Here is a 17,831-nt window from a genome sequence, read left to right on the forward strand (position 1 = left end):
CTCAATCGGTCAAGGTCTGCTTCCGAGCCTGATCCTGCCTTCAGCCACGGCAGCAAGAATCGAGGTCTCGGTCAAGTCTTCATTGCGCACCAATATGGCATCAAACACAAGCGAAGACGAATCCGAAGCCTGACCGTCATAGGCAGAGACAAGCGTGGTCAGGGGCTGCTCGTTGTCAGCGAGCCCGAATGGACGCATTCCGGGGAATGGGCCCGTCTCCGGCAGTTCGATCATGATGTCGAAAATCGCTTCAGATGCCGGCGTGGCCGCAGCGGAGGCTTGAACGCCGCCGCCAGAATCAGACACCGGCCGAACCAGTGCCGTTTGGATGCCGACAAGGGAGTTGTCCGATGGCTTGGCAGATTCGGGGTCAAGCGAGGCTGTCATCACACCCGAGGCAATGGTCCCTTCAGGGAGCATGAATGGATTCTGCCCCTCGGCATCTTGGAACGATGCAACAAGGAAAGGCATGTCTTGGCCATCGAGCGGGGCCGGGCCGACATATTGCACGCGGACCTTGGCGGTACCACTATGCTTCATGTCCAGAACTTCGGCAGTCCGTTTGGAAAGATCGATGATCCGGTTTCCATGGAAGGGACCACGGTCATTGATTCGGACAATGACCGAGCTTCCGTTCTCGACATTTGTCACGCGTGCATAGCTCGGCAGAGGCAAGGTCGGATGCGCGGCGGAAAGGTGATATTTATCAAACACTTCACCATTCGCGGTCTTGCGACCATGAAAATCGCGACCATACCATGAAGCGAGCCCCACCCTGTCATAGCTTGGGTTCACATGTGGAACAAAGCGTTTCCCTTTGATCGTATAGGGGCGGCCAACCATCTCGCGACCGCCGCCCTTCGGAATATCTGCACTGGCCTGCAGCACGGGAATCAAGGTTTGCGATTCGGCCTGCTGAGCATCTTTGCCGGTCCGAGCCTTGGCGTTTTCGTTTTCCTTCGTCGTGGCACAGGAAGACATCAACGCACAGACTGCAAATATGCCAAGCCACCTGGCGCCATTACTAAGCTTTCCACCCGGATATGCCGTCATGCGTCCCACTTGGCTCAAGGAATTATATTGCGAAGCTGTGTTCCCATGACAGATTCGACCCTCGTTACTCATCCATCTATTACAAAATGGCTAAAGTTGGAAATTTCACAACTTTTTTCAACTTGCAAGCTTTTTGTGCCAAGCCTCGTGGCATGGTCACCTCCGATCAAGCGAAGTGTTCGAAGAACGTTGGCTGAAAGCGACCAATCACCCTTGCAAACTGCTGCGGCTTTGCGCATAAGGCGCGAGATGGATGGGTGTCCGAGTGGTTTAAGGAACCGGTCTTGAAAACCGGCGTGCGGGAGACCGTACCGTGGGTTCGAATCCCACCCCATCCGCCACTACTCAGTTTTTCTCGTCGATACGGCAATTTGCGCAGCAGGGCGAATCGAGACTGCCTCGTCCTCTGTGAGAGGGGGTATAGCCGTGCGTTGACGCCCTATTGCCGGTATCGCGTGTCAGGTATTTCGTCCGAGCGCATAAAACTCGGAGTTCGGGCGCATGTTCGTCACGTTGGCGAGACGGTTGGACAAGCCGAAGAACGCGGCGATGGCAGCGATATCCCAGGCATCCTCTTCGTCGAAGCCATGCGCCTTGAGCGCCTCGAAATCCTCTTCTCCCACCTTGTGGGCTTCTGTCGAGACCTTGATGCCGAAAGCGATCATCGCCTTCTGACGATCGGTGATGTCCGCCTTGCGGTAGTTGACCGCGACTTGGTCGGCGATGAGCGGGTCCTTGGCCCTGATGCGGAGGATCGCGCCATGCGCCACCACGCAGTACTGACACTGGTTCAGGTTGCTGGTGGCAACGACGATCATTTCGCGCTCGGCTTTGCTTAGGTTGCCGGGCTTGTCCATCAGCGCGTCGTGATAGGCGAAGAAGGCCCTGAACTCATCCGGCCTGTGCGCGAGCACGAGAAAGACGTTCGGTACGAAGCCGGACTTTTCCTGAACCGCGAGGATGCGGGCGCGGATGTCGTCCGGCATGTCGGCGATGTCGGGGATCGGAAACCGGCTGATGGCGGGCTGACTCTGCATCGTTGTCCTCAAGGGTTCAGGTTGCCGGCTTGACAGCCGCAGGCATGAGGTATCCCAGGACTGCGGCCACCAGGAGGAGCGCGGGGACATCGCCAAGCAGATGACCCCATTCGTTTTGTCCGTCATGGAAAACCTGGACGGCCATGATCAGCGCATGGACAACGCTCGACCAGATCGTGAATGAGATCAGGCTCGTGTGGGCTCCTGGGTTGCGGGACGCGAGGATCAGGAAGACCCCGAGCGTCGCATAGATGCCGCAGATCATGACGAAGTAGTAGGCGCCGTGACCACCGTGCCACATCCAGCCAGATGGCCAAACCAGCGCCAGCGGATACACAAAGCAAAACACGATGCCAAAGGCGATCATTGCGGTCTTGAGTAGTCGTTCATTTCGGATAGTGGTCATTCTCAACCTCAATACTTCGTTCGACACTCGTTGTTTGGGATGCCATTCTAGACGGAGTAGAATGGCGAGTTCATGCCGCGGCTCGCCTCCGCCACCACGTCGCCGTCGAACAACTTGACGGTAAGGCTCGCGTTCGAGCCCTTGGCAAAATCGGAAAGCATGCCGGTGGCGTAGGCACGAGCGTTCTTGAGGCTGTCAAAGGCGTAGAACCCGCCTACGGAATGCGTATCGATCCCGCTCAGCCAAGTCTTGCTGATCAAGCCTGGGACGGAGTGCATCATGGTGTTCGCCTCCTTCCAGACGGCTTCGGTGAACGGCGCGGAGTTCTGGTACTCGGCGTAGAATCAGACACGGTTCGGGCTGGGCATAGTGGTTTACTCGATGTCCGGGCTGCTGTGGCAGTCAAGATAGCTCAAGAATTTCCATTGAAAAAGTACGCACCTTTTAGTAACATTTGATGGCGTTTCTCCCAGCCAATCCCTACGACATGAATTGTCCATCCCGCGAAATGCTCGACCTGATCGGCAGCAAGTGGGCGATTATGATTCGTTGCTCCCTGCAATAAGGCCCGGTGTGGACCGGCGCCCCGATGCGGCAGGTAGGGGGCATCTCGCAGAAAATGCTGACGCAGACTCTCCGCGCCCTGGAGCGGGATGGCTTCATTGAGCGGATCAGCCATCCAGAAGTGCCGCCCCGCGTCGAGTACCGGCTGACAAATCTAAGGCGGTCCCTCAGCGATCTTGCGCGGACCATGGAACAATGGGTCGTCGAGCATAATTCCACAATTCTTATGCAGCGCCGGCTGTCGTTCGACCGCTCGCTTTCTGACGGTTGATTTCGGTTACTTGCGCGGAAACCTGAACAGAACTTTCGCGTCAAGTTTCATTCGGTGCGCCACTACTCGGATTTTCGCACAACAGCGATGGGATGCGCAGAGATCTGGTCGTTTCGACTTGTAAGGTCCTCAGATTGTGCTTTTCGGGCCATGAGAAATCGACGGGAAGCGACATCTTCGGTGAGGCCGATCGCCTTTTCGTAGGCTTGCGTCGCACCGCCGATGTCGCCAGCTATAGCCAGCAGGTGCGCTCGCGCAACCCAGTACGGCTGATGCCTGGAGGTGAGCTCTTCAGGGAGCGCGTCGAGATGCGCCAGTGCGGACACGGCACTACCGACCTCCGCGAGCGAAACCGCATGACCGATATGCGCGCCGATCGTCGGCGATACCAGCAGAAGCCCACGATAGAGATGCTCGATGGCGATCCAATTCGTGGTGCCAGTCAGCCGACGAGCGGAATGCACCGCCTGAATGGCGGCCTCAAAACCAAAGCGGCCGCTCGTTCCGAGTTCCCCGGCGACGCGAAGCGCATGTTCGGCTTCCGCGATCATTGCGAGGTCCCAAAAGCTCGTGTCCTGTTCAGAGAGCGGCACGAACCCGCCGGTCGACGGATCGCGCCGCGCCGCGCGCCGCGCTTCAGCGAACATGACAAGCGCGAGCAGGGCGTGGGCCTCTGAATTCCCAGGCTCAAGCTCAATGAGCAGCCTGGCCAGCCAGATCGCTTCTTTGACGAGATCAAGGCTGCGCGCGGCGTCAATGAAAGCCAGCTCCCAGCCGAGCGAATAGGCCGCATAGATCGCCGCGAGTACCGCGTCACTTCTTCTTGGCAGGTCCGAACGGTCTGGAAGTTCGAACCGGATGCCTGCTTCAGCAATCCTGGCTTTGGCGCGGGACAGGCGCTGCCCCATGGTCGCCGGCGAAACAAGAAATGCAGACGCGATCCGCCGGGCGTCGATCCCCAGCACGGCCTGCAACATCAGCGGTGTATGCAGATGAGGATCAAGGGCCGGATGCGCGCAGACCAGCATCAGCCGGAGCCGATCGTCCGGAATTTCGAAATCCTCCGTCGCCAGCCGCTCGTCTTCCAGAAGGAGCCATCGCGCTGCGCCATCCGCAGCCGCCACCGCCCGACGCCATCGGTCAGCATCGATTCGGCGGGCGACCGTGACCAGCCAAGCTTCGGGATTGGCGGGCACGCCGAAGCGCGACCAATCTGTGATGGCGCGGAGCAGCGCCTCTCCGAGGGCATCTTCCGCGCCAGCGATATCCCTGGAGCGAACGGCCAGCATGGCGACGAGCTTCCCGTAGCTTAGACGGGCGATCCGTTCCGCCGCCTTGCTGGCCGCTTCATGGCTCATTCATCACCCTTGCATGATCGGGCGGACCTCGACGGCGCCGGTGGAAGCGGCCGGGTTGCGCGCGGCCCATGCGAGCGCTGCATCGACATCAGGAACATCGATGATGTAGAAGCCGCCAAGCTGTTCTTTTGTCTCTGCGTACGGGCCGTCATGGAGATCCCGACGCCCGTCGGCGATGCGCAGCGTGGTAGCCGTGTGCGAGGGCTTCAGCGCCGCCCCGCTCACCATCACACCGGCCTCGATCAGCGCCTTCGTGTAAGCGCCCCAGGCGGGCCCGTCGGGATCATTTTCCGGACGCTTGTCGGCGAAATCGCGCGGCTGGACATAGTTGAAGATAGCGAACTGCATCATTGCCTCCTTCACTGCCGGATGACGGGCTGAAGCAGCGCCGTCGGGCGCCGATCGGCCGAGCACATGTTGTTGTCGCGCGGCCGCACGCCGAACTGAAGCCCTGCCGCGCTGATCGCCAGCAGATCATGATCTTCGCGGCACTCGGCAACCGGCTTCCAGCCAGCGCATCCTGTCTTCGAGATATCGACCTCGACATTGACCTTGAGGCCGCAACCGGCGAATCCGAAGGCGTTGATGATATTGACGTCGCCCGTCAAGAGAGTGACATATTTCACGTCTTCGAAAAAGATCGCATCGAACGCACCGGGGACCGCGCTTGACGCCGCGCCGATCTGGTAAGGTCCTTCCGTGCGGAACTGGAAGGTCCGGTTCTGCATGCTTGCATCGAGCGCATGCGTAAACTCGAGGCTCCATTTGCCACGATCGAACGAGAAACGGCGAGTGCCGAAGCCGCCATACCATTGCTCGGGAGCCGAACTGGCATAGACGCCGGACAGGCGCTCGAGTTGATCACGTCCTCCGAAACCTTCCTGCGCCACTGCAATACCGGCTGAGCCGGCAAACAAGGCGGTCGCCATTGCGATACTGAGTGTCTTGCACATTGTGTTGCTCCTTGCGTGCCAGAGAAGCGCGACAGGCGCTCTCTCACTGCAATGACGTGCGAGGGGGAGCGATTTCGACAGAGTTGCAGATCTTTTTTTCATGCTGCTTCTCGTGCGTACGATCCGGCGCCTGCACAAACGAGGAGAATGTTCGCATCCAGCTTCGGCTGATCCGCCACTACTCAGATTGTCCGGCCCGGAGACATGGGTCACATCTTGTACCTAAGACATAGGTAACAACCTCGAGCGCGACGAGGCTTGTCGATGGTCTGCAATGTTCTCTGTTCTAGGTCGATCTATCCAAGACCATAGCGCAAGAAGCTGACGAACCAAATCCCGTCATCGACTTCTTTCAGTCTGTCCGACCCTAATCGAGATTGCGCTTTTTCCTGCGCATCCCTTTGGCTGACCTGTAGCCTCTCGCGCAACGCCTCAGCTCTCCTCCCTCATTAACTCGTGTGCGGGGTCCGCCCCGCCAGACAAGTCTCCTCTGACATCGATGCGGCCAGAGAGACCCATCGCTGTGATTGACCAAATAGGCAATTGCCTATATTAAGCATACAACAACAACGCTGCAGGTCCCATGTCGCACGTATCACCGAACCAGGATCCATTTCGGGCCATTGCCGACCCGAACCGCCGCAAAATGCTGGATCTGATGTTGATTGAAGAGCGCACGGTCGGTTTCCTGGCCGACGAACTGGGCATCGCCCAACCGTCCGTTTCCCAACACATGCAGGTGCTGCGCCTCGCGGGTCTTGTCGACGCGCGCTCGGAAGGCAGGAGCACTTTCTATAATGTCCGCGCCGCAGAACTGCGAACCGTCGCGGATTGGATCACGAAGTACGAGGCGTTCTGGGGCAAGCGTCTCGACGCGCTCGAAGACCATCTTTCGCGGATGAAGAACTGAGGACTGTGCGCGATGAAAGACGTCGAGATCACCCGCAATCTGAGCTTCCCGCGCGAGATGATTTGGCAGGCCCTGACCGATAGTGCGCAGCTCGGCGCCTGGCTCATGCCGAATGACTTCCGGCCAGAGATTGGGCATCGATTCACCTTCCGGACGAAACCTGCCCCCGGTTTCGACGGCATAGTGCATTGTGAAGTGCTCGAACTGGTGCCGCCGGAGCGGCTCGTCATCAGCTGGAAGGGCGGTCCCCTCGACACGCGGGTGGCTTTCGAACTGGCGGAGACGAGTACAGGTACCCGGCTCACCTTGCGTCACACGGGCTTCGCCGGTCTTTCAAATGTTATACCGCGCATCGCACTTGGCTTCGGGTGGAAGGATCTGCTGGCCAGGAAACTGCCTCGACACCTTTCGATGCAGAAACCGCCATAGGGGTATATCATGGCGCTGACACCTGCGGAAATGGATGCCGCCGTCATTGCGAACCTTGCAGCTAGGACAGGCAAGGATATCAATCGCTGGATTGGACTTCTGGAAAACGCGCCGCCATTTGCCAAGCCCGCAGCCGCCGTGGCATGGCTGAAAGTCGAGCACGGCCTGGGGCAGGTCACGGCGCAGATCATCGTGCGCAAATGGAAAGACCGAGGACGGGCCGACCCCGAAGGAGATCCAGTCGTTGCTGTTCTAGGCGAATGCGCAGGCGTCCTGTTCCTGGAAATAGTTTCCGCTCTCGCGGCAGATGTGCCAAACCTGCAGATCATGCCGCGCAAGAACTATGTAGGCCTCGGCACGCCGATCCAGTTCGCCGTGGCCGCGCGGCCCAGATCCTCGGCGACGCTCCTTTGCTTGGGATTGGTCGCGCAGGACAAGGACCTGGCTCCACTGCCGGAGGCGCCGCGTCTTGGCGGAAGCGATCGGTTCAAGCTGCTTCTGGATATAGCTTCGGAAGATGATATCGAAACCGCTCTGGCCCATCTTCGCGCGGCTGCATCGGGCGAGAGAGTTCGCTAGCAAAGGAGGGCTCAGCGAAGGTTCCGCCTCGGCCGGCCCCCTCTCCGCCACCGTTTGCGACCAGCGTCAAACATTCTCTCAAAGAAATGCAGGCACGTGTCGAAATCGCTGTCCTTCGGGTGTCAAAGCATCAGAAGACGCCAACCCGGCGGCTTCGTGATCTCGAAAGGAGACTCCCCATGACAGCTCGTTCCCATCCGTTTTCAAGCTTCAGCGCGTCGCACTGGCTCACCCCGGCTGCCCTCGGCGGCATCGCCTGGAACGTCTTCGGCGTTGTCCAGTTCGTCGGCTCCGTTACCGCGACCGAAGCGAGCCTGATCGCCTCAGGTCTCACCCCCGATCAGGCCTCCGTGATGACAGGTTATCCCACCTGGATGACAGTGGCATTCGCCGTGGGCGTTTTCGCCGGTCTGGCCGGCAGCACCCTGCTACTGCTTCGGAGCACCGTGGCCAAGCCAGTCCTTCTGGCTTCTCTGGTCGCCTATGTTGCGCTCTGGATCGGCGATGCTCTTCATGGCGTTTTCGGCGCATTTGGTGCTTCGCAGGTCATAATCCTCACGATTGTCGTGGCCATCGCGGCAGCGCTGTTCGCCTTCAGCCGGCACCCGGCCGCCAAAGTCTGATCGACCGTTCAGGAAATGTGATATCTACATCCCAAGGAGATAAAGAAATGCAATTCATGCTCATTCTGAATGAAACAGCAGAGGATTTCGCGCAGCGCAATCATCCTGAGCACGCCCAGACCTATTGGGGCGGGTGGACCGCATTCATCGGTGCCATGGCGCAGGCCGGTGTCATCGTGAAAGGCGACGGTCTCCAGGGGCCGCACGCCGCCACGACGCTCAGGGTAAGGGACGGCAAGCGCGTGGTTGAGGACGGCCCGTTCGCGGACACCAAAGAGCAGCTCGGCGGGTACTTCGTGATCGAGGTACCCGATCTGGATGCTGCTTTGGACTGGGCCGAGCGAGCCCCATCAGCCCGGACCGCGTCAGTCGAGGTGCGACCGATCCTCAAGATGCCCGCCCCCGGGCCGACGCCGCCGGCGTGAGCGGGGCTGAACGCAATCCCGACATAACCCGGGCGGCCGAACGCGTCGCCCGGGAAAGCTATGGCAAGCTCGTCGCGATCCTCGCCCTGCGTGATCGGGACATCGCTTCAGCTGAGGACGCCCTTTCAGACGCCTTGGCGACGGCACTGCGAGTGTGGCCCGAGCAGGGTGTGCCCTCAAACCCCGAAGGTTGGCTGGTCACCGCGGCACGGAACACGCGCAAGAACGTGGCAAGGAATACGCGCGTTCGGCGCAATGCCGAACCGGAGATCCTGCGGCGGATCGAAGAAAAGGCGGAGACGGTGGCGCAGCAAATGCCCCTCTCCGACGAACGGCTTCGTTTAATGTTTGTCTGCGCCCACCCCGCGATTGACACTGCCGCGCGCACGCCACTCATCCTGCAGACCGTGCTCGGGATCGACGCAGCGCGGATCGCGCGCCTTTTCATCGTGCCTGCGGCAACCATGTCCCAGCGGCTGGTCCGGGCCAAGGCCCGCATCCGGGACTCGGGCCTCGCCTTCTCTCTGCCCGAGGCAGGAGAAATTGCGCCCCGGATCGATGCGGTGCTCGACGCGATCTACGCCGCCTTCGGCGCGGGCTGGGACGGGCTTGACACCACCGACGACCCCGCAGCGCTGACCGGCGAGGCGATCTGGCTTGCGCGACTGATCGTGCAGGAGATGCCAAACGAGCCCGAGCCGAAGGGGCTCCTGGCGCTGATGCTATACTGTGCCGCGCGCCGGTCAGCGCGGCGCGACGCGTATGGACGGTTCGTGCCGCTTGATGCCCAGGATGCTCGGCTCTGGGACCGCGACATGGTAATCGAGGCTGAGAGCTTGCTCGCTCGTGCAGCGCAGGCGGGGCGCTTCGGCCGATTCCAGTGCGAGGCGGCGATCCAGTCAGTGCATATCCAGCGCCCGATCACGGGCCGGCTCAACCTTGAAGCGTTACGCTTGCTCTACGATATGCTGGTCGCCCAGACAGGCAGCCTTGGTGCACAGATCGGTCGAGCTGTCATATGGGCAGAGGCGGGCGACACGCAGGCTGCGGCGGACGCACTTGACGCGCTACCTCCTGATCGCGTCGCGACCCATCAGCCTTGGTGGGTGGCGCGTGCCCGCGTGGCAGCACTCGCCGGAGACACGGTCCGGCAAAAAGACAGCTTGCGACGCGCGATTGACCTTGCCGAAGATGCTGCCGTGCGGACTTTCCTAATGGATCAATATGTTGAATTGGTCTGAGAATGGAGAAGGCGCAATGCCAGTCGCTTCCTCCTTGCCATTCCTGAGAATTGCCATACCAAATCACCTGCAAGAACTGGCAACTGATCCGGATGCGAAGCCGTCATGGCTGTGGCTGACTGTGCCGGCATGCGGAATGGCAGCCGGGAAGTCTAATGAATCAGAAATGGTTGCGCGGCATCGATGACTCGTTGCGGAACATCTCATCATTCAAGCAGGGTTCACCGCGCCTCTCCGCCGGGGTCGCTGCGTGGATTATCCAAACTCTCTTCGTCGACAAGATCGGGGTGACTGGTTTCATCCGGAACAGCGCTCGGTGGCTGTTCGCTCGTGCGGTTGTAGGGTCGCTCGACAGGCTCCGACAGGGTCGTGTCAGGAATGCGCGTCACGAAGAACAACAGGCCCGCCAGAACTGAGATGCCGATTGCCAGGCTGAATGTGATGATCGCCATCTTGTTGCGCATGGAAGCCTCCCTGTTGCCGACTGAACGCAACCATCCGTCAAGGCAAAGGTTCCTGCAGCCGTCGACCGAAACGCCCCGGCCCAGGCGGCTTCACAAGGAAAAACAGGCAGTCGGTTGAATTTTACGGATTTGATTAGCGCAACCGGCACAGGTCTTTGTCATTGTTGACGCTCGCTTCACAAGAAAGCGGGGTCCCGGTGAGAACAATCTTCGTCATCCTCATTGCATCCGTGCTCAGCATCCTGCTGTTGAAGGTTGCCGACAACTCGCTCGGTACGGGGGCGATCATCGGGACTGCCACCCCATCCAGCCGCACAACCTGATTCCTCTTGTAATCCGGACGCAGGAAGCGGCAATTGGTCTGCGTGTGAAAATTGCAAGCGCTGCGGAGTGGCAGACATCCATGCTGAGACAAGAGATACTGGAGAGCGCCCGTGGATATGTTGCGCAAGGCGGGCTGTTCGATGACCTCTCGAAACTGATTGCCCGACCATCGGTCAGTCAATCCGAGGGAAGACCGGAAACACTGCGCGCCTATCTTGAAGATGATATTGCCCCGATCCTCAACGGCATTGGCTTCGTTTGCGAAATCTTTGAAAACCCCCTTCCGCAAGGCGCTCCGATACTCGTGGCAAGGCGAATCGAGGACGCGTCCCATCCGACGGTCCTGATCTATGGACATGGGGATGTCTGCAACGGTGAAGCACAGCGTTGGCGAGAAGGGCTCGAACCCTTCAAGCTGGCCAGCGAGGGCGATCGGCTTTACGGTCGTGGCACGGCAGACAACAAGATCCAGCATCTCATCAACATCAAGGCCCTTGAAAAGATCGTCCAGACCCGCGGGCATCTCGGCTTCAACGTCAAGATCGTCATCGAGATGGGAGAGGAGACGGGCTCTCTGGGCTTGCGGGAATTTTTTGAAACCAACAAGGCCCTGCTATCGGCGGATGTCCTCATCGCCTCCGACGGCCCGCGCCTCGAGGCACGTACACCAACCATGTTCATGGGCTCGCGCGGTGGCCTCTCGTTCGACCTCGTGGTCCGGCTTCGGGATGGCGATCACCATTCGGGCAATTTCGGCGGGCTGCTCGCCGATCCCGTAATCATTCTATCCCACGCGATTGCGGCAATCGTCGACCGTCGCGGCTCGCTTTTGATCCCCGAATGGCGCCCAAACAGTCTGACCCCTGACATACAGGCCGCCCTCGCCGATTTGCCGGAACGACGCCACGACCGCGATTGGGGTGAAAAGGATCTGACGCCGTCAGAGCGGGTGTTCGGCTGGAATGCCATGACCGTCCTTGCCATCTCAGCAGGCAATATCGCGGCGCCCCAGAATGCAATTTCTGCCGAAGCACGAGCCACCTGCCAGCTGCGCTTCGTGGTCGGCACGGATATGGATGACATTCTGCCGTCTTTGCGCCGGCATCTCGACGCCGCCGGTTTCGGCATGGTCGACATCCGTCCCTCCCCGACCCAGGCGTTTCCTGCAACGCGCTTTTCGCCAGACCACCCATGGGTTCGCTTCGTGCAACAATCAATTGTCCGCAGCACCGGCAAGCAACCGCATCTCCTGCCCAACCTTGCCGGCTCCCTGCCGAATGATGTCTTCACCGATATCCTCGGTGTACCAACGATCTGGATACCCCATTCCCATGCCGAATGCGGCCAGCACGGCCCGAATGAACACGCACTGCTTTCCATCGCCGAAGAAGGCATACGGCTGATGACCGCACTTTTCCTCGATATAGGCGAACAGGGAAAAAGCCTGCTGGATAGATGAAGCCAGGAGCCGGCTGCAAGGGCCATCACCTGAGGAACTGGTCGAGAAAGGTCGGCGAAAGCCGGCTTTCCAGCTCTGCAGCCAGATCATCCAGGGCCCTGTCGACCGTCTGCCGGTAATTCTGCCCCCCACTCTTGATGCCGAAGCTCTCCAGGAGGTTTGCGCGATAGGCATCACTGCCGAACAATCCGTGGAGATAGGTCCCCATCACGCGTCCATCGGCTGAGATTGCTCCATCGCCGCGACCATCGACTTCCACCGAAGGCCGGCTGCAATCGGGACCCCTCGTAATGCCGAGGTGGATTTCATAGCCGCTGAGTCCAACATCATATTGCAGCGACCGTGCCACCGTATTGCGCACCGTCTTTTCCGGTGCCATTTCGGTTTCAACATCCAGCAGACCAAGCCCCTCGACGGATCTCTCGCCGCCTTCCAGCCCAAGCGGATCAGACACGCTCCGACCGAGCATCTGATACCCGCCACAGATACCGATGACACGCCCACCCCGTCGGACATGGGCTTTGATGTCCCGATCAAGTCCGCGCCGCTTCAATTCCTGAAGGTCGCCAATGGTCGATTTCGATCCCGGCAGAATGACGAGCGCTGCGTCGCTTGGAAAGAGATCGCCCTCCCGAAGAAAAGTGAGGTCCACCTCCTCCTCTGCGGCCAGCGGATCAAGGTCATCGAAGTTCGCAATGCGCGACAGGATCGGCACGACCACTTTCAGCGCACCGCTCCCACCCTTGACAAGACGCTCCAGCACGACACTGTCTTCGGCCGGCAGGCGTCCTGCCGCCTTGAGCCATGGCACGACCCCGAAGCACGGCCAGCCAGTAAAGCGCTCGATCGCCTTGATGCCCTCATCAAAGAGCGAAATGTCACCGCGGAACTTGTTGATGATGTAGCCGATGATCTGTCTGCGGTCGGTGTCATCCAGAATGGTATGCGTGCCGACAAGCGATGCTATCACCCCTCCCCGGTCGATATCGCCGACAAGAACAACGGGAACATCGGTCCGTGTCGCAAATCCCATATTGGCGATGTCGCCGGCTCTGAGATTGATTTCCGCCGGTGATCCAGCCCCCTCAACGATCACCAGATCACTGCTGGCCTGTACGCGGGAAAAACTGTCGAGCACTGCCTCCATCAATTGAGGCTTGAGCCTTTGATAGTCGCGGCCCTTTGCCTGCCCAAAGACCTTGCCCTGAACGATAACCTGACTGCCCGTCTCGCTCTGTGGCTTCAGCAATACGGGGTTCATGTGCACAGATGACGGAATGCGGGCCGCCATCGCCTGAAGCCATTGGGCGCGACCGATTTCACCTCCATCATCCGCCACCGCCGCATTGTTGGACATATTCTGCGGCTTGAATGGGGCAACCTTCAAACCACGATTGCGCGCCAGACGGCAAAGGCCGGCGACCAATATCGTCTTTCCGACATCCGAGCCGGTTCCCTGCAGCATGATCGCCTTCGTCACCACCCTATTGTTCCCTTTACGACACCCGGAAAAGCCCCGGATTTGACAGAGTTTTGCCCCAATTCATTCAAGTGTCGCGATGGGTTTGCGACATGGAAACAGCTCGCCGCAACCATACTGCAACGAATTGTCTTTTTGCGACAGAACATGACGGGCGACGTCGTGGTGCTGGACCGCATTGGTGTTTATGTGCCGTCAAAACAGCTGTTGGACACATCGCCAGACAACGGTCCACAAGAAAGTTCGAGGAAATACCGATGCTCTATATTCTCAAAGATGCCAAGGGGCTTGCCATCGCCTGGAACGGTCTCGTACCCGGTCACAAACAGGTCGCCAGATGGGAAATACGCCACCCGCTGGCGAGAGCTTTTCGCAAGGCAAAGTGAGCGAACCGCAAGCCTTGTAGATTGCGTGTAACACTGACTGTTGGCTGAAAAACAAACGCCCCGGGACGCAATACAAGATCCGGGGCGCAAACTGACTAAAACGCGTCAGCACCTGCTCCATAAAGGCCCAGACCTTACCGATTGGTTATGAGCGCACGCGATCTCAGAAGATTTTTCAATTATTTTTCCGAAGCGGTTCCGAATGACCGGACAGCGCAAAAATCGCCGCAGTCGGAACAGCGCATGCCTCAGAGAGACGCTCACGGATCGCCTTGTTTTGATCCAACCCCCACGCCCCAGATGGCGCGGCATCAAGCGCAGGAAAATGCTCCCTGATTTGCGTCATATTTAGACGCAACAATGGCTTGGCACAGCCACGCTGTCCTGTTCGAGGCGGCCATAAAGGTTGATTTCTCGACCGGAAACCGTACCCTAGCCGCGTTGGCATTTGGTCATGCGGGGCGTCGTCCCGCACTTAACGACAAGAACCAAACCGACATGCAGGGATTTTGATCCCTGCAAATTCGCCATTGGCCTGGATGGATCGGCAGTACCCGTCCATGCCCTGAAACCGAAAACTGCACGATGTTTAAGACTGGGAGGTCTTAGCTGATGAAGAAACTCCTTGCATCCACAATGCTCGCCGCAGGTCTCTACGCTGTCGCAGGCTCTGCTCAGGCAGCCGAATGCGGCGATGTATCCATTGCCGAAATGAATTGGGCATCTGCCGGCGTTGCCGCACATGTCGACAAGATCATCCTCGAAAGCGGCTATGGCTGCAGTGTGACCCTGGTCACCGGCGACACCATGCCGACTTTTGCTTCCATGAACGAAAAAGGCCAGCCCGACATGGCGCCGGAACTCTGGGTCAATGCGGTGCGCACGCCGCTTGATGAAGCCATTGCCGAAGGCCGGCTGATCCAGGCAGCGCCCCTCCTCTCGGATGGTGGTGTTGAAGGCTGGTGGATCCCGAAGTTCCTCGCTGACGCCAACCCCGAGATCAAGACCGTTCAGGATGCGCTTGCGCGTCCGGATCTGTTCCCCGCGCCGGAAGATGCCTCAAAGGGCGCCATCACCAACTGCCCGTCCGGCTGGAACTGCCAGGTGTCGACCGCCAACCTCTTCCGTGCGCTCGGTGCAGAAGAGAAAGGCTTTGAACTGATCGATACCGGTTCTGCTGCAGGCCTCGATGGCTCGATCGCCAATGCGTTCGAAAACCAGAAGGGTTGGCTCGGCTACTATTGGGCTCCGACATCGATCCTCGGCAAGTATGAAATGGTCAAGCTCTCCTTCGGCGTCGAGCACGACAAGGCCCAGTGGGATGCTTGTACAGCCGTTCCGGATTGCGCCGACCCTGCAGTGAACGCCTACCCTGTCTCCGACGTTTACACCGTTGTGACAAAGGAGTTTTCTGAAAAGGCTGGCGTTGCGATGGATTATGTGTCCACCCGCAAATGGGACAACCAGACGGTCGGAAAGGTTCTTGCCTGGATGGATGAAAATCAGGGCACCAATGAAGACGGCGCACGCCATTTCCTTCAGAACTACCCGGAAATGTGGACCTCCTGGGTAGCCCCGGAAGTCGCCGAAAAGATCAAGGCAGCGCTTTGATCTGAGAAACAGAGGCGGCGGGTATCAAAACCCGCCGCAATCTTTTCACGCGAGGCCTGCCGCAAACCAGCCATCAATCAGGTTGCCGACGTCGCGGACAGTCACGACCGTTCACGCGAAACGGTGATAGTCTCGACCTGGCAGCATGTGGAGCGGCACGAACGGCCTCGGATGAGCACCCGTTGACTGAAGTCCGCGCGACGTCGGGATGCAAGAATAAGGGGATCATGATGGCTTCAATGATATGCAGTTACCTGCCGGAACTGCTTTGCAAATTTCCTGCTATCGATACAAATTTGATGCGCGTGGTGCGCAAAACCATTGACGACAGCTTCAAGGGCTTTGTGCGCGCCTATGGCAATGTCATCGATACGATGGTGCAGCCGCTGCAATCGTTTCTGAACTGGCTGGAGGCGTTGTTCGTCGACAGTCCATGGATACTGGTGCTGATTGCCTTGGCGCTGGTGGTCTATCTCACCTCCCGCAACATCAAGATCGTGATTGGCGCGGTGCTCTCCATGATGCTGATCGGCCTCGTCGGGCTCTGGGAAGACACGATGGTGACCCTCGCCATTGTCACCGTCTGTACGCTCATCTCGATCGTGATTGGCATACCGATCGGCATTGTCATGGCCCGATCCAACCGTGTCCAATCCGTTGTAAATCCCGTACTCGACGTGATGCAGACGATGCCAAGCTTCGTTTACCTCATTCCGGTCGTCATGATTTTCGGGATCGGCAAGGTTCCAGGCCTGATCGCCGTTGTCATCTATGCGGTACCTCCGATCATCCGCCTGACCAATCTTGGCATTCGCCTTGTCGATCGCGAGGTGCTGGAAGCGGCCGACGCTTTCGGGTCTTCTGCGCGCCAGAAACTGGTGAATGTCCAGATCCCGCTGGCGCTCCCGACCATCATGGCGGGCATCAACCAGACCATCATGATGTCCCTCGCCATGGTCGTTGTCGCTTCCATGATCGGCGTCGGCGGGCTAGGCCGCAACGTGCTGCAGGCGATCAACAATCAGTTTTTCACCATCGGCTTCCTGAACGGCTTTGCACTCGTTGCCATCGCCATCATCTTTGACCGCGCAAGCCAGGCCTACGGCAAGCGGCTGCAAAAGCATACGGAGGTGGTCCATGGCTAGTCATGGCATCGAAATTCGCAACCTTTACAAGATTTTCGGACCGAACGGCCAGGACTATATCGAGCTTGTAAAGCAGGGGATGTCGAAATCCGACCTGAACGAGGTTCACGGCCATGTGCTGGGTCTGAAAGACATCAATGTCTCAATGCCGGCCGGGGGCATAACTGTCGTCATGGGCCTTTCGGGTTCAGGCAAATCGACCCTGATCCGCCATATCAACCGCCTGATTGAGCCCACCGCCGGCGAGGTGCTCTATGATGGCGTTGACGTCTGCAAGATGTCACCGCTCGAACTGCGCGAATTCAGACGCCACAAGACCGCGATGGTCTTCCAGAAGTTCGCCCTTCTGCCACACCGGACGGTGCTGGAAAACACCGTCTATGGTCTGGACATCCAGGGCATAAACCGGAGCGAAAGCACGAAGATCGGCATGGGCTGGATCGAGCGTGTCGGTCTCTCAGGCTTCGAAAACAGCTACCCGAACCAGTTGTCTGGCGGCATGCAGCAGCGCGTGGGGCTGGCCCGTGCGCTGACAAATGACGCCGACATCCTGCTCATGGATGAAGCCTATTCGGCACTCGATCCCCTGATCCGGGTGGACATGCAGACGGTGCTCCTCGACCTCCAGGAAGAACTGAAGAAGACGGTTGTTTTCATCACCCATGATCTGGATGAGGCTTTGCGCCTCGGCGACAAGATCGCCATTCTGCGGGATGGTGAGGTCGTCCAGCAGGGCACGGGACAGGACATCGTTCTGTCGCCGGCGGACGAATACATCTCCTCATTCGTCAAGGAAGTGAACCGGGGCCGCGTGATTCGTGTCGACACGATCATGTCGCCAATCCAGGGGTCGGCTGACGGCCTGCGGCTGCGCTTCGGAACCGTGCTGGAAGACGCCGCCCGCCAGATGACAGAGAAGAACGCATCCACCGCAATCGTTCTGGACAAAGCCGGCCAGCCGATCGGTCAGGTGGACCTGCACGCCATCATCTCCGCTATGGTCACCCCGCGCAGCCATGAAGATGAGGCACTCGATACGGACGCAGCCGCCTGAGGTCCAAAAAAACCTCACGGCCATCGCCTGGACGGCTCCGCTTTTGGCGGGGCCGTTGT

Annotated in this window: 22 protein-coding genes and 1 tRNA gene; 14 read left to right on the forward strand and 9 right to left on the reverse strand. The window is 59.1% G+C overall.

The genetic code is table 11. From position 1 onward, the window contains the following. Positions 1-9: 9 nt before the first annotated feature. Entirely contained in the window at positions 10-1,053 is a 1,044-nt protein-coding gene (locus FE840_RS13555) for a septal ring lytic transglycosylase RlpA family protein (RefSeq protein ID WP_138286031.1), read from the reverse strand. Between the two features lie 251 nt (positions 1,054-1,304). Here FE840_RS13555 and FE840_RS13560 point away from each other — a divergent pair. Beyond that, a tRNA-Ser gene (locus FE840_RS13560) sits at positions 1,305-1,394 on the forward strand. Positions 1,395-1,511: 117 nt separating this feature from the next. Here the strand turns inward: FE840_RS13560 and FE840_RS13565 are convergent. The 3 genes from FE840_RS13565 to FE840_RS13575 are packed head-to-tail and all read right to left on the reverse strand — an operon-like array spanning position 1,512 to position 2,777. Beyond that, a complete protein-coding gene (locus tag FE840_RS13565; protein WP_138286032.1) occupies positions 1,512-2,090 on the reverse strand; it encodes a peroxidase-related enzyme in 579 nt (192 codons plus the stop codon). 16 nt (positions 2,091-2,106) lie between these two features. Beyond that, positions 2,107-2,496 carry a DUF6632 domain-containing protein gene (locus tag FE840_RS13570; protein WP_138286033.1) on the reverse strand — a complete coding sequence of 130 codons (390 nt, stop codon included), beginning with the start codon at positions 2,494-2,496 and terminating at the stop codon, positions 2,107-2,109. Between the two features lie 47 nt (positions 2,497-2,543). Beyond that, entirely contained in the window at positions 2,544-2,777 is a 234-nt protein-coding gene (locus FE840_RS13575) for a YdhR family protein (protein ID WP_210271768.1), read from the reverse strand. Between the two features lie 338 nt (positions 2,778-3,115). Between FE840_RS13575 and FE840_RS13580 the strand changes: the two genes are divergently transcribed. Continuing rightward, the gene (locus FE840_RS13580) at positions 3,116-3,331 is read left to right on the forward strand and encodes a winged helix-turn-helix transcriptional regulator (protein WP_246318775.1); all 216 of its coding nucleotides are present in this window, start codon (positions 3,116-3,118) and stop codon (positions 3,329-3,331) included. Between the two features lie 62 nt (positions 3,332-3,393). Here the strand turns inward: FE840_RS13580 and FE840_RS13585 are convergent, their stop codons facing one another. The 3 genes from FE840_RS13585 to FE840_RS13595 are packed head-to-tail and all read right to left on the reverse strand — an operon-like array spanning position 3,394 to position 5,642. Beyond that, positions 3,394-4,689: an RNA polymerase sigma factor gene (locus FE840_RS13585; RefSeq protein ID WP_138286034.1), complete on the reverse strand. Its 1,296-nt coding sequence runs from the start codon at positions 4,687-4,689 to the stop codon at positions 3,394-3,396. A gap of 3 nt (positions 4,690-4,692) precedes the next feature. Further along, a complete protein-coding gene (locus FE840_RS13590; RefSeq protein WP_246318776.1) occupies positions 4,693-5,040 on the reverse strand; it encodes a YciI family protein in 348 nt (115 codons plus the stop codon). Between the two features lie 8 nt (positions 5,041-5,048). Continuing rightward, entirely contained in the window at positions 5,049-5,642 is a 594-nt protein-coding gene (locus FE840_RS13595; RefSeq protein ID WP_138286036.1) for a hypothetical protein, read from the reverse strand. A gap of 583 nt (positions 5,643-6,225) precedes the next feature. On the opposite strand from FE840_RS13595, the gene FE840_RS13600 reads away from it, so the two are divergent. The 6 genes from FE840_RS13600 to FE840_RS13625 all read left to right on the forward strand — a co-directional run bounded on the left by FE840_RS13600 (position 6,226) and on the right by FE840_RS13625 (position 9,849). After that, positions 6,226-6,552, forward strand: a complete 327-nt coding sequence (locus FE840_RS13600; protein ID WP_138286037.1) for an ArsR/SmtB family transcription factor — start codon at positions 6,226-6,228, stop codon at positions 6,550-6,552. 12 nt (positions 6,553-6,564) lie between these two features. After that, complete coding sequence (locus FE840_RS13605) at positions 6,565-6,981, forward strand: SRPBCC family protein (RefSeq protein ID WP_138286038.1); 417 nt, start codon at positions 6,565-6,567, stop codon at positions 6,979-6,981. A 9-nt stretch (positions 6,982-6,990) separates the two neighbouring features. Then, positions 6,991-7,560 carry a DUF4287 domain-containing protein gene (locus FE840_RS13610; RefSeq protein ID WP_138286039.1) on the forward strand — a complete coding sequence of 190 codons (570 nt, stop codon included), beginning with the start codon at positions 6,991-6,993 and terminating at the stop codon, positions 7,558-7,560. Positions 7,561-7,739: 179 nt separating this feature from the next. Further along, complete coding sequence (locus FE840_RS13615; RefSeq protein WP_138286040.1) at positions 7,740-8,183, forward strand: hypothetical protein; 444 nt, start codon at positions 7,740-7,742, stop codon at positions 8,181-8,183. 47 nt (positions 8,184-8,230) lie between these two features. Beyond that, positions 8,231-8,608, forward strand: a complete 378-nt coding sequence (locus tag FE840_RS13620) for a YciI family protein (protein WP_138286041.1) — start codon at positions 8,231-8,233, stop codon at positions 8,606-8,608. Beyond that, positions 8,605-9,849 (forward strand): RNA polymerase sigma factor, encoded by a 1,245-nt coding sequence (locus tag FE840_RS13625; RefSeq protein ID WP_246318777.1) that lies wholly within the window; start codon positions 8,605-8,607, stop codon positions 9,847-9,849. The genes FE840_RS13620 and FE840_RS13625 overlap by 4 nt, the downstream gene beginning before the upstream one ends. 221 nt (positions 9,850-10,070) lie before the next feature. On the opposite strand, the gene FE840_RS13630 is transcribed toward FE840_RS13625, so the two are convergent. Continuing rightward, the gene (locus FE840_RS13630; RefSeq protein WP_138286042.1) at positions 10,071-10,313 is read right to left on the reverse strand and encodes a hypothetical protein; all 243 of its coding nucleotides are present in this window, start codon (positions 10,311-10,313) and stop codon (positions 10,071-10,073) included. A gap of 197 nt (positions 10,314-10,510) precedes the next feature. Here FE840_RS13630 and FE840_RS21065 point away from each other — a divergent pair, with 197 nt between their 5' ends. After that, on the forward strand, positions 10,511-10,636 hold the full coding sequence (locus tag FE840_RS21065) for a hypothetical protein (RefSeq protein WP_281366526.1): 126 nt from the start codon (positions 10,511-10,513) through the stop codon (positions 10,634-10,636). 80 nt (positions 10,637-10,716) lie between these two features. After that, on the forward strand, positions 10,717-12,096 hold the full coding sequence (locus tag FE840_RS13635; RefSeq protein ID WP_138286043.1) for a M20 family metallopeptidase: 1,380 nt from the start codon (positions 10,717-10,719) through the stop codon (positions 12,094-12,096). A 25-nt stretch (positions 12,097-12,121) separates the two neighbouring features. Here the strand turns inward: FE840_RS13635 and FE840_RS13640 are convergent, their stop codons facing one another. Beyond that, positions 12,122-13,576 carry a cobyric acid synthase gene (locus FE840_RS13640; RefSeq protein WP_138286044.1) on the reverse strand — a complete coding sequence of 485 codons (1,455 nt, stop codon included), beginning with the start codon at positions 13,574-13,576 and terminating at the stop codon, positions 12,122-12,124. A 257-nt stretch (positions 13,577-13,833) separates the two neighbouring features. Between FE840_RS13640 and FE840_RS21070 the strand changes: the two genes are divergently transcribed. The 4 genes from FE840_RS21070 to FE840_RS13655 all read left to right on the forward strand — a co-directional run bounded on the left by FE840_RS21070 (position 13,834) and on the right by FE840_RS13655 (position 17,772). Then, positions 13,834-13,962, forward strand: a complete 129-nt coding sequence (locus FE840_RS21070) for a hypothetical protein (protein ID WP_281366529.1) — start codon at positions 13,834-13,836, stop codon at positions 13,960-13,962. A 612-nt stretch (positions 13,963-14,574) separates the two neighbouring features. After that, positions 14,575-15,573 carry an ABC transporter substrate-binding protein gene (locus FE840_RS13645; RefSeq protein WP_138286045.1) on the forward strand — a complete coding sequence of 333 codons (999 nt, stop codon included), beginning with the start codon at positions 14,575-14,577 and terminating at the stop codon, positions 15,571-15,573. A gap of 230 nt (positions 15,574-15,803) precedes the next feature. Continuing rightward, positions 15,804-16,718, forward strand: a complete 915-nt coding sequence (locus tag FE840_RS13650) for an ABC transporter permease (RefSeq protein ID WP_138286046.1) — start codon at positions 15,804-15,806, stop codon at positions 16,716-16,718. Further along, on the forward strand, positions 16,711-17,772 hold the full coding sequence (locus tag FE840_RS13655) for a quaternary amine ABC transporter ATP-binding protein (RefSeq protein ID WP_138286047.1): 1,062 nt from the start codon (positions 16,711-16,713) through the stop codon (positions 17,770-17,772). Before FE840_RS13650 ends, FE840_RS13655 begins: the two co-directional genes overlap by 8 nt. Positions 17,773-17,831: the final 59 nt, after the last annotated feature.

This window comes from Peteryoungia desertarenae, from assembly GCF_005860795.2.
Classification (GTDB): Bacteria; Pseudomonadota; Alphaproteobacteria; order Rhizobiales; family Rhizobiaceae; genus Allorhizobium; species Allorhizobium desertarenae.